This is a genomic window from Duganella sp. GW821-FHT07F09, from assembly GCF_059418705.1.
Genome location: NZ_JBWKQJ010000009.1, coordinates 25,456 through 37,333 on the forward strand (window position 1 = coordinate 25,456; position 11,878 = coordinate 37,333).

9 protein-coding genes are annotated in these 11,878 nt (G+C 65.7%); 3 read left to right on the forward strand and 6 right to left on the reverse strand.

Features of this window, described 5'->3' with window-relative positions:
• Positions 1-14: 14 nt before the first annotated feature.
• The 6 genes from AC07P1_RS22585 to AC07P1_RS22610 form a co-directional block, all read right to left on the reverse strand.
• The gene (locus tag AC07P1_RS22585; protein ID WP_494697950.1) at positions 15-929 is read right to left on the reverse strand and encodes a hypothetical protein; all 915 of its coding nucleotides are present in this window, start codon (positions 927-929) and stop codon (positions 15-17) included.
• Between the two features lie 239 nt (positions 930-1,168).
• Positions 1,169-2,671, reverse strand: a complete 1,503-nt coding sequence (locus tag AC07P1_RS22590) for a putative bifunctional diguanylate cyclase/phosphodiesterase (RefSeq protein ID WP_494697951.1) — start codon at positions 2,669-2,671, stop codon at positions 1,169-1,171.
• 115 nt (positions 2,672-2,786) lie between these two features.
• Entirely contained in the window at positions 2,787-4,418 is a 1,632-nt protein-coding gene (locus AC07P1_RS22595; protein ID WP_494697952.1) for a methyl-accepting chemotaxis protein, read from the reverse strand.
• 103 nt (positions 4,419-4,521) lie between these two features.
• Positions 4,522-5,046, reverse strand: a complete 525-nt coding sequence (locus AC07P1_RS22600) for a GNAT family N-acetyltransferase (protein WP_494697953.1) — start codon at positions 5,044-5,046, stop codon at positions 4,522-4,524.
• Positions 5,043-5,567, reverse strand: a complete 525-nt coding sequence (locus AC07P1_RS22605; protein ID WP_494697954.1) for a GNAT family N-acetyltransferase — start codon at positions 5,565-5,567, stop codon at positions 5,043-5,045. Before AC07P1_RS22605 ends, AC07P1_RS22600 begins: the two co-directional genes overlap by 4 nt.
• A gap of 210 nt (positions 5,568-5,777) precedes the next feature.
• Positions 5,778-7,052, reverse strand: coding sequence for an amidohydrolase family protein (locus AC07P1_RS22610; RefSeq protein ID WP_494697955.1), 1,275 nt, complete (start codon positions 7,050-7,052; stop codon positions 5,778-5,780).
• 271 nt (positions 7,053-7,323) lie between these two features.
• Here AC07P1_RS22610 and AC07P1_RS22615 point away from each other — a divergent pair, with 271 nt between their 5' ends.
• The 3 genes from AC07P1_RS22615 to AC07P1_RS22625 all read left to right on the forward strand — a co-directional run bounded on the left by AC07P1_RS22615 (position 7,324) and on the right by AC07P1_RS22625 (position 11,868).
• Positions 7,324-8,184 carry a phasin family protein gene (locus tag AC07P1_RS22615; RefSeq protein WP_494697956.1) on the forward strand — a complete coding sequence of 287 codons (861 nt, stop codon included), beginning with the start codon at positions 7,324-7,326 and terminating at the stop codon, positions 8,182-8,184.
• A gap of 128 nt (positions 8,185-8,312) precedes the next feature.
• Positions 8,313-10,067 (forward strand): ABC transporter transmembrane domain-containing protein, encoded by a 1,755-nt coding sequence (locus AC07P1_RS22620; protein ID WP_494697957.1) that lies wholly within the window; start codon positions 8,313-8,315, stop codon positions 10,065-10,067.
• Complete coding sequence (locus tag AC07P1_RS22625) at positions 10,057-11,868, forward strand: ABC transporter ATP-binding protein (protein WP_494697958.1); 1,812 nt, start codon at positions 10,057-10,059, stop codon at positions 11,866-11,868. The genes AC07P1_RS22620 and AC07P1_RS22625 overlap by 11 nt, the downstream gene beginning before the upstream one ends.
• Positions 11,869-11,878 lie beyond the last annotated feature (10 nt).

The following is an 11,878-nucleotide window of genomic DNA, read 5'->3' on the forward strand; positions in this document are numbered from 1 at the left end:
TCCTCTCGAATGGGTTAGTAAATTACCTGGTGCCCGTGTCCTTGGGAATCAGAAGACGATGTGAAGAAATAACCGCCAAAGTGGATGTAGCCGCCGCGGTTGGCCGTTTCCGGATTGGTGATGGCCACGCCACTGTTGTCCAGGTTGGTGGCCGAGGTGCCGCCCGGTTTATGGGTCCAAAGACCATTGATGTCTTTCCGGTACCAATGATAGTCCGGCGAACCGCCCACCGTGCCCACCACCAGCGCGACTTTGGTTTTACCCACCGGGGAGACGGACGAGCTATCGGTCGGTTCCAAGCCATCGGCGATGGCGGCGGCGCGCACCTGCGCTACAGTGATGTCATAGCCGCTATAGCCATGTGCCCAGCCCGGCTGTGAGAACCGGTCGGTACGCTTGTTGTTCGCGTAATTGTAGCAATTATTATAGGGCCTGATCGCGCCGTCGTTCCAATAGGCGGGCATGTAGGCGGGCGTGCTGTAGGGCGGCGGATTGGGAATGCCGGTCACCGTGTGCCACAATGGCGAGCGGGTCGCCGTGTAGACGACCAGATTGTGGTCGGATTGCAGCATCACATACGCGGTCGAGTTGGCCGAGCCCGACTGGAACAATATCTGGGAACTCGGGCTCACGACGACGAAGTTGCCACTGGTTTGCATCAAGGCGTAGGAGCCGGCTTGCGCGGTACCCGACTGCCAGAGCGTCGCGTTGTCGGCCAACCGGGTCAACACCAGATTGCCGGTGCTTTTCATCTCCAGGCGCACCGCGCCGTTGGGCGACACCAGGGTTTCGCCGGACGTCAGGGTTTCGCCGCCACGTAGCCGATCAGGGAGAGCATGCGCCGCCAGAGCTTGATATGAAACCGCGCATGAAATCAGGGCTGCAATCACGTGTCGCGTCTTAAAAGTCTCAAATAGTGCAGTTGCCATTATTTTCCTTTTATTTTAAAAAGCAAATTTTCGGACAAAGCGCATTACCGTCTTTGCGCCCAGGCTATTCGACTACCGCCCGGCCTCCGTTAAAGCGAGCCCGAGCGAAAAAATTATATGGTTAGATTCTATTTATGTAAACGTTTATTATTTATTAATACTAAGATGAAAGTAAGTTTCTATCCGCTGAGAATACCCATGTTGAATGGGGGGATATAGGCTTATGACGACAAGGACCGCTACGAAATAATCAATTCGTTGCGCGGATCGCGGTTGGCCAGCAAGGTTTCCACTTCGGCGGGCGACACGGCCGGACTGAGACAAAAGCCGAACGCCTCGTCGCAGTCCATCGCCATCAAGCGCGCCAGCTGGTCGCCGGTTTCGACGCCGCCGGCGACCACCCTCATGTTCAGCGTGTGGGCCATCGCGATGATGGCGCGCACCATGGCGCCGTCGGCCGCGCCCTTGGCGCCGGGGGCATCCTGCGTATCGGCGGACTGGCGCGCGCCGTGCAGTTCGTCGATGAAGCTCTTGTCGATCTTGACCACGTCCACCGGGAAGCGCCGCAGATAATTGAGCGAGGCGTAGCCGGTGCCGAAGTCGCTGATCGAGATCCGCACGCCGAGGCCCTTCAGCTGCCGCAAGGTGGCCTCGCAGTTCTGGTTGCGGTCGATCAGCATGCCCTCCGTGATTTCCAGCTCGATACAGTGGCCCGGCACGCCGGCCTGCTCCAGTATCGTGGCGAAGGTCTGGGCGATGTCCTTCTGGTAGAACTGGCGCGGCGACAGGTGCACCGACACCGTCAGCGGCAGTCCCCGCTCCGTCCAGAGCCGCGCCTGCGCCGCCGCCGTCGCCAGCACCCATGCGCCGACCGGCAGTATCAGCGCGCTCTCCTCCAGCACCGGCAGAAAATCGAGCGGCATCACCAGCCCGAGCTCCGGATGGTTCCAGCGCAGCAGCGCCTTGACGCCGGTGACGCGCTGTTCGCGCAGGTCGAGCCTGGGCTGGTAGGCGAGGACGAATTCCTTGTGGTCGAGCGCGTGCCTGAGCGCCGTCTCCAGGATCAGGCGCGAGTACGCCTTGACCTGCATGCTCGGCAGGAAGCGCACGCTGGTGCCCTTGCCGCGCTGCTTGGCCGCGTACATCGCCAGGTCGGCCTTCTCGACCAGGTCTTCCAGGCTTTCGTCGTCGTCCGGATAGACCGCCACGCCGACGCTGGCGGCCACCCGCAGCGATTCGCCATGGATGGTGAACGGCGCGCCGATGGCGGCGATGATCTTCTCGGCCACCTGGCGCGCGCCGTCGGCGTCGCGCAGCTCCGTCAGCAACAGGATGAACTCGTCGCCGCCCTGGCGCGCCACGGTGTCGACCTCGCGCACGCACTGGCGCAGCCGCTGCGAGAACTGCACCAGCACCTGGTCGCCGGCGTCGTGGCCGAGCGTGTCGTTGATGTGCTTGAAGTGGTCGATGTCGACGAACAGCACCGCCAGCAGGCTTTTGTGGCGCCGCGCGTAGGCCACGCCATGCTCAAGCCGCAGCTGGAACTGCAGGCGGTTGGGCAAGCCGGTCAGGCAGTCGTGGTGGGCGATGAAGTCGAGCCGCATCTCGGTGTCGCGCTGGGTTTCCAGCGCGCTCTGCAAATGGGCGCAGCGGCGGCGCAGCACGCGCGCGCGCGTTTCGCCATACCAAAGCGCCAACAGACAAGGTGTGATGCCTATCAATGCCGGCCACAGGAGCTCCATGGGATCCCTCTTCTTTTGGTACAGCGATGAAGAGGAAATCATAATGGAGACTGCTTGTCAGCAATGCGCGTTCGGCGGGGCGCTTGACGGGCGTCAAACCTGATTCACATGGTGCTCAAGCGGGCAATAGCGGACGCCGTTTCGACGCCGGCAACCGCGCCACCTGCCCTGGGCCCTGCTCCTCCAGCTTGAAGATGCTGACCGCCTCCGACAGGCTGGCCGCCTGCTGCGTCAGGGCCTCGGCCGCGGCGGCGGCCTCCTCCACCAGCGCGGCGTTCTGCTGGGTCACGCTGTCCATCTGGCTGATGGCGATGCTGACCTGTTCGATGCCTTCGCGCTGCTCGCCGCTGGCGACCGAGATTTCGCCGATGATGGCCGTCACCCGCTGCACGCTGCTGACCACCTCGCCCATCGTCTCGCCCGCCTGCCCGGCCAGCCGGCTGCCGGCTTCGACGCGGCTGACCGAGTCGCCGATCAAGGCCTTGATCTCCTTGGCGGCCGACGCCGAGCGCTGGGCCAGGTTGCGCACCTCGGACGCCACCACCGCGAAACCGCGCCCCTGCTCGCCGGCGCGGGCCGCCTCCACCGCCGCGTTGAGCGCCAGGATATTGGTTTGGAAGGCGATGCCGTCGATCACGCCGATGATGTCGACGATCTTGCGCGAGGACTCGTTGATCGAGCCCATCGTTTGCACCATCTGCTCGACCGCGTCGCCGCCGCGCACCGCCACCCGCGAGGCGACGTCGGCCAGCTTGCTGGCCTCGTTGGCGTTGGCGTTGTTCTGCTGGACGGTGGTGGTCAGCTCCACCATCGCCGCCGCCGTCTCCTCGAGCGAGCTGGCCTGCTGCTCGGTGCGGCCGGACAGGTCCAGGTTGCCTGCGGCGATCTCCACCGTCGCGCCGTGGATGGTCTCGGTGCCGGCGCGCACCTTGCCGACGATGCCGCTCAGATTGGTCTGCATGGTCCTGAGCGCGCCCAGCAGCTCGCCGATCTCATCCTTGCTATCGACCCGCACCTCGCTGCGCAGGTCGCCGCCGGCGACCGTTTGCGCCACGCCCACGGCGGCGTGCAAGGGCACGGTGATGCTCTTGATCAGCCAGAACACCGTCGCGCAGCCGACCACCAGGGTCACCGCCAGGGTGATGCCCATGACCAGCATGGCCTCGGCGTGCGCGGCCCGGCTGTCCTCTTCCATCTGCTGCATCAGGCGGTTCGATTCCTTACCGATGTAGACGACGATATCGTCGATTTTCCTGGTCGGCTCGCGGTCCATGCCCTTGACCAGGTTGTCGACCACCTTGGCGCTCTCCGGATTGGCGGGGTCGTACTGCTTGAGCGCCTCGAGATAGCGCGTGCCCAACTCGGTCTGCGTCTTGATGGCGTCGTCGACCAGCGGCGTGCCCAGCTTTAATGCGTCGAGTTGCCCGTCCAGCTTTTGCAGGTCGGCGCGGGTGGCCTCGCCGACTTTGACGAAAGCTTTGGTGTAGCGGTCCAGCAGCGCCGGATCGTTTCCGCGTAGCAGGATGTTCTTCCATTCCTGCACCTGGATCTTGAACTCGACCTGGGCGCCGCGCGCGGTGTCGATGGCCTGGCTCAGCGCCAGCGAGCGTTGCAAGGCCTGCGCGCTGCGCGCGGTGCTGCTATCGAGCGCGCGCCAGCCGCCGGTGGCGACAATCGCCAGCGCGACAAAAAAGAACGCGCCCAACAGCCCCAGTCGAACACCTATCTTGAGATCGCCGAGTTTCATAGTTTTTCCAGTGGCAAGAATTGATTTTCATCATGCGCTAGCGGCGCAAGGATGCCAAGACCGGCACGCCAGAAATCCGGCGGATTCGCTCCGTTGCAACAGATCAGATGGGTGTCGGCGGAAACTCGATGCAGTAAATATTGGTAGGACGATCATTGGGCGGCAGCGGCCGGTTCTCGACAAAGCTCAGGCCCAGCTTGTGCAACAAGCCGATCGAATTGGCGTTGCCCGGATCGGTCAAGCCCAGCACGCGCTTCATGCCCAACACGCCGCGCGCGTAGGCCAGCACGGCGACGGCCGCCTCATGGGTATAGCCCCGGCCGAAGAACTCGGGGCGGATGGCGTAGCCGATATCGGGCTCGGGCAGCGTATCGCGCTGGATCAGGCCGCACAGTCCGAGCGCCCGGCCGTCGCTCTTGCGCTCCATCACATACAGCGAATGGCCGCAGCGCTGCTGCATCGCGCGCGGGCCGTCGATGATGGCGGCGCGCGCGTCGTCGAGGCTGCGGATGCCCTTGTCGCCGATGAATTCCAGCCAGGTCGGGTCGTTGACCAGTTCGTAATAAAACGCGGCGTCATCGACTTCGATGGTGCGCAGGCGCAGGCGTTCGGTGTCCAGTATGTTCATGAAGCGTCGGGCCAATGGGAGGGATCGTCCAGCAACTGGTACATGACGTAGACGTCGACGTAGCCCAGATACTGGTGGTAATAGGCGCGCGGCAAGGTGCCGACGATGGTGAAGCCGAGTTTTTTCCACAGCAGCACGGCCGCCACGTTGGAGCTGACCACGTAGTTGAACTGCATCGCCAGGTAGCCCTGGGCGCGGGCGCGGTCCAGGCAGTCGCCGCCGAGCAGCTTGCCGACGCCGACGCCCTGCGCCGCCGGGCTGACCATGAACGAGGCGTTGGCCACGTGGGCGCCACGGTCGCGCTGGTTGGGAATGAGGCGGTACATGCCGACCAGGCGCTCGCCGTTGAGCAGCGCGACATACGATTGCACGCCGGGGCCGAACCAGTAGGCGTGGCAATCCCCGCGGCTGGTGTCGGCGGCGAAGTAATAGGTGTCGCCGCTGGCGATGAGCTGCTGGAAAATCTCCCACATGGCGCCGAAGTCGGCTTCCGTGGCGGCGCGGATGGCGATCTCTTTCAAGTGGGCTCCATTACGGAAAGTGTAAGTGCAACGGAAACACGTAGGGCGGATTAGGCGGAACGCCGTAATCCGCCAATGCACGCGCCGCCGAAATGCATGCATGGCGGATTACGCTGCGCTAATCCGCCCTACGTGCCTCCGTGGTTTATCACTAGCCAGCGTGCACAATCGTATCCAATTGTCATGGATTTCCGCCGGCAAGTCCAGCCGCTACCGGTTCAGGCGGAAATTGACGCTGTCGGCCCGCCCCGGCAAATTGAGCCGCGCATGCGCGCGCGGCGATTCGGCGATCACCGCGCCGCGCCGCATCACCAGGCGCCGCGCCGCGCGCAGCCGGATCGCCTCGACCGGATCGGCCGCGTCCAGCAGCACCAGGTCGGCGTGATTGCCGACGGCGATGCCGTAATGCTCCAGCCCGAGGATGCGCGCCGGCGTCGTCGTCACCGCCTCGAAGCAGGCGCGCATCGCGTCCTGCCCCGTCATCTGCGCCACATGCAGGCCCATCTGCGCCACCTCCAGCATGTCGCCCGAGCCCAGGCTGTACCACGGGTCCATCACGCAATCGTGGCCGAAGGCGACGTCGATGCCGGCCGCCAGCATCTCCGGCACGCGCGTCATGCCGCGCCGCTTCGGATAGCTGTCGTGGCGCCCCTGCAAGGTGATGTTGATCAGCGGATTGGCGATGGCCGCCACGCCGCCCTCGCGGATCAGCGGCAACAGCTTGCTGACGTAATAATTGTCCATCGAATGCATCGACGTCAGGTGCGAACCGGTCACCCGGCCGTGCAGGCCGAGCCGGTTGCTTTCATAGGCCAGGGTTTCGATGTGGCGCGAATGCGGATCGTCCGATTCGTCGCAGTGCATATCGACACGCAAGCCTTGGTCGGCGGCGAACTCGCACAGGATGCGCACCGATTCGGCGCCGTCGGCCATCGTTCGTTCGAAATGCGGAATGCCGCCCACCACGTCGACGCCCATGGCGATGGCGCGCTTCAGATTGGCCAGCGCCGTCGGACTGCGCAGCACGCCGTCCTGGGGAAACGCCACCAGCTGCAAATCCAGGTACGGCGCCACCAGCCGCTTGACCTCCAGCAGCGCCTCGACCGCCAGCAGGCGGTCGTCGCAGACGTCGACGTGCGAGCGGATCGCCAGCAGCCCGCGCGCCACGGCCCAGTCGCAATACTGCAACGCGCGCTCGATCAGCGCCTGCTGCGTCAGGTCCGGCTTCAACTCGCCCCACAGCGCTATGCCCTCAAGCAAAGTGCCGGAGGCGTTGACCCTCGGCAGGCCGTAGCTGAGCGTGGCGTCCATGTGGAAGTGGGCGTCGACGAAGGGTGCACTGACCAGATCGCCGGCGGCGTCGATCTCGCGCCCGGCCGCGACCGGCAGCGCGGGACCGATCGCGGCGATGCGCCCGTCTTCAATGGCGATATCGACGCCTTGCCGGCCGTCGGCCAGATTGGCATTGCGGATGACCACATCCATGGGGACGCTCCCGGCGTTGTTTTTCAGTAAGCCGATTGTAGTCACTTTCACCCAAATACACCACTTGTTGCAGCGCAGCAATCAGAGCGCGAGTGGCTGCGACATTTTGCGCTGGATCAAACTTTGGTGAGATAGTGTCCACTCCGCATTTTTCCTAGCAGCACTCTTTCTTCAATGGCACAAAAAATAACTTTCCAACCCTGTTGTTCGTCGCTAGAATGTTCTTATATTGCATCGCAACAGACATTCCACCGTCGTCCCAGGAGAAACCATGTCTTCGCTTACCGAACAGTTTTCCGCCGTCACGAAATCGCAATTGGAAGCACAGTTTAAGATTTTCAACACCTTCGCCAGCACGGCCGTCGACAGCGCCGAAAAAGTCATCGCGCTGAACCTCAGCACCACCAAGGCCTCGGTCGAGAAATCGTCGGCCGCCGCCAGGAAGCTGCTGGAGGCCAAGGATGCCCAGGAGCTCTTCAGCCTGAACGCGGCGCAGCCGACCGGCTTCGACAATCTGCTGGCCTACGGCCGTCAGCTGGTCAACATCGCCACCGCCGCCCAGACCGAGCTGCTGCAAAGCGCGCAGAGCGGCATCAAACAGGCTCAGCAGCAGGCGCAGGAGCTGGCCAAGGCCTCGCCGCTGGCCGCCGTGCTCAAGCCGGCCCAGGCCGCCGCCCAGGTGCCCGTCGCCAAGCCCGCGCCGCTGGCATCGGCCGCCCCGGTTGTCGCGCCGCTGGTCGAAACAGCACCGGCTTCCGGGCCGGCGGCCCCGCCACCGACGCTGGCCGCGGCCGTCTCGGCCGCCGTCGCCACGCCGGACAACGCGCCCGTGATCGCGGAGGCGTCGACCGCCTCGGCCAACGAACCGGTCGCCGCGCCGCCACAGAAGGCGGCCAAGGCCCCGGTCAAGCCGAAACCGGCCGCCGCCCCGATCGAGCCGCCCGCTGCGGTCGAAGTCAAGGCGGAGGTCAAGCCCGACCCGGTCAAGTCGTCCTTCCCCGCGCCGGCGCAAAAGCCGATCGCGCTGGCGCCGGAGGCCAAGCCGCCCAAGCTGAAGGAAGTGGCGCCGAAAGCCAAACCGGCGCCGGGCAAGCCGCTCGACATGATCAGCGGCGGCAAAGGCAAGAAATAACCGGCCAGTCCCGCAGCACCCACAAGCATCAAACGAGCGGGCTCCGGCCCGCTTTTCTTTGCCTTGCTGTATCCTAACGGACTACGCGCCGGCAACCTTCCGCCGGCCCCACGCTATTCCGAGGCAACATGTCTACACTCTCAGCGCTGATTGGCGGCTTTGTACGCCAGCACAGCCGCGCCTATGCCGTTTCCGGCCTGATGCTGGCCGGCGTGGCGACGCTCACCGTCTGGGTGCCGCGCAAGGTCGGCTCCATGATCGACGGCCTGGCCGCCCACACCCTGTCCGGCAACGCCCTGCTGATGGAAATCGGCGGCCTGCTGCTGATCGGCCTGGCCATTTACTTCCTGCGCGTGGCCTGGCGCCAGATCCTGTACGGCGCCGCCTACAAACTGGGCGTGTCGCTACGCACCCGACTGTACGCGCGCATGTCGCTGCAGGGCGCCGGCTTCTACCAGCGCCAGCGCACCGGCGACCTGATGGCGTTGGCCACCAACGATATCGACGCCATCGAGATGGCCGCCGGCGAGGCCATGCTGGCCGGCTTCGACGGCGCGCTGACCCTGGTGCTGGTGCTCGGCGTGATGCTGCTCGGCGTCGACTGGCGCCTGGCCTGCGTGGCCCTGCTGCCGTTCCCGCTGATGGGCTGGGCCTTCTGGTATATCTCCGGCCACATCCACACCGCCTCGACCGATTCGCTCAAGCGCTTCAGCGACCTCAACGACCATGTGCAGGAAACCCTGTCCGGCGTGCGCACCCTGCGCGCGCTCGGCCTCGAACAGCGCAGCGCCAAGCAGTTCGGCGAGCTGGCGCAACACGCGTCCGACGCCAGCCTGCGCGCGCAGGTGTGGGAAGCGGCATACGAACCGGCCGTCGGCCTGACGCTGACCGCCGCCAGCGCGCTGACCATCGGCCTGGGCGGCTACCTGGTGTGGCACGACCAGTTGACCATCGGCTCGCTGACCGCCTTCACCATGTACCTGGGCCAGTTGATCTGGCCGATGTTCGCGGCCGGCTGGGTGCTGTCGCTGATCGAACGCGGACGCGCCGCCTGGCAGCGCCTGCAACCGATGCTCGACGCGCCGCTGGCCATCGACGACCACGGCAGCCTGACCAAGGTCGAACCCGGCCCGCTGACGCTGGCCGGCGTCGGCTACGCCTACCCGGAACAATCGGCGCCGGCGCTCGGCGGCATCACGCTCGAACTCAAGCCCGGCCAGACGCTGGGCCTGGTCGGCCCCACCGGCTGCGGCAAATCGACCTTGCTGCGCGTGCTGATGCGCCAGCTCACGCCGCAATCGGGCAGCGTGCGCTGGAGCGGCCATCCGCTCGACCAGTACCGGCTGCACGCGCTGCGCGCGGCCATCAGCTGGGTGCCGCAGGAATCGTTCCTGTTCTCGTCGTCGATCGCCGACAACATCGCGCTGGCCCGCCCCGGCGCCACCCGCGCCCAGGTCGAACACGCCGCCAACCTGGCCGCCATCCACGATGACATCCTCAACTTCCCCAACGGCTATGAAACCGAGGTCGGCGAAAAAGGCATCACCCTGTCCGGCGGCCAGCGCCAGCGCGTGGCCATCGCCCGCGCGCTGCTGGCCGACAACGACCTGCTGCTGCTCGACGACGCGCTGTCGGCGGTCGACACCGGCACCGAGACGCGCATCCTAGAGCACCTGGAGGAACTGCGCCGGGCGCGCCCGGGCCGCAGCGCCGTCATCGCCAGCCACCGCCTGAGCGCCGTCGTCAACGCCGATCTGATCGTCGTGCTGCGCGACGGCCGCATCAGCGAAACCGGCAGCCACGAACAACTGCTGGAGCAGGACGGCTGGTATGCCAGCCAGTGGCGCTATCAACAATTGGAAGCCAGTCTCGATGCCCTCTAATACCGAAGAAAAAACCGGCAGCCAGACGCGCCAGGCGTTCGCGCTGCTGCACCGCGCCGCCCGCCCCGACCAGCACCACCTGGGCTGGGCCGTCATGTGGCTGATGCTGGCCGCGCTGCTCGAGGTGCTCGGCCCCATCATGGGCAAGGCGCTGATCGACGAACACCTGCTGCCGCGCCACCTGGACTGGCCGCGCATGGCCGCGCTGCTGGCCGGCCTGCTGCTGACCGGCTGGATCGCCAGCGGCCTGCGCTACCTGCAGCTGGTGCGCCTGTCCGGCCTGGCCATGCGCTCGGTGATGCGGCTGCGGCAAATGGTCTACGGCCATGTGCTGCTGTTGCCGATGTCGTTCTTCGACCGCGCCATCACCGGCCAGCTGGTCTCGCGCGTGACCAACGACACCGAGGCGGTCAAGAACCTGTACATCCAGGTGCTGTTCGTCATGCTCGACAGCACGATCGTCCTGGTCGGCACCATCGCCGCGATGGCGTGGCTGGACTGGCGCCTGATGTCGATGGTGCTGGCGCTGCTGCCGGCGGTGCTGGTGATCGTCTGGCTGTACCAGCGCTGGAGCGCGCCGGCCGTCACCCGCGCCCGCGCGCTGCGCAGCGACATCAATGGCCAGATGGCCGAGTCGATCGGCGGCATGAGCGTGCTACAGGCGAACAACGCCGAGGCCCGCTTCGGCGCCCGCTTCGCCGCCACCAACCACGACCACTACACGGCGCGCCTGGCCGAGCTGCGCGCCAACGCCTGGCTGCTGCGCCCCGCGCTGGACCTGTTCAACATCATCCTGCTGGCCGCCGTGATCTTCATGTTCGGCAACCGCGAGATGACGGCCACCGAGGTCGGCGTGCTGTACGCCTTCATCAGCTACCTGGCGCGCGTGATCGAGCCGCTGATCCAGATCACCATGCAGTTCAGCCAATTGCAGCAGGCGGTGGTGGCCAGCGCGCGCGTGGCGACCCTGCTCGATGAGGCGGCGGCCAACGAGCATACGGCGACAGCGCCGAGCAATGGCAACAACCGCGCCAGCCACGGCGTGACCGACCGCCGCGACGACGACGCCCGGCCGGCCGTGGCGATCGACCATCTGAACTTCGCCTACAACGAAGGCCAGACGGTGCTGCACGACCTGTCGCTGAAGATCCCGCAGGGGGCGTTCTTCGGCATCGTCGGCCATACCGGCAGCGGCAAATCGACCCTGCTGTCGCTGCTGCTGCGCTTTTACCCGGCGCGCCACGGCAGCATCGCCATCCACGGCGTGCCGCTCGACGAGATCGACAACGAACGCTTCCGCGCCGAGGTCGGGCTGGTGCCGCAGGACCCGTTCCTGCTGGCCGCCTCCGCGCGCGAGAACATCGACATGGGGCGCGGCCTGACGCAGGAGCAGATCGAGACGGCGGCGCGCGCGGCGCACGCGCACGACTTCATCACGGCGCTCGACCAGGGCTACGAAACCCCGCTGGGCGAAGGCGGCTCGCGCCTGTCGGTCGGCCAAAAGCAGTTGATCGCCATCGCCCGCGCGCTGGCGGGGCAACCGCGCATCCTGCTGCTCGACGAGGCGACCTCGCACATCGACTCGCAAACGGAGCAGATCGTGCAGGTGGCGATGAACGAGTTGCGCGGCAAGGTGACGGTGATCGCCATCGCGCACCGGCTGTCGACGATCCGCGACGCCGACCGCATCATCGTGCTCAATCACGGCCGCATCGCCGAGACCGGGCCGCACGAGCAGCTGATGCAGATCGACGGCGGGCTGTATCAGCGGCTGTACCTGTTGCAGCAGCTGGCCGCGTAACCCCTTCGGC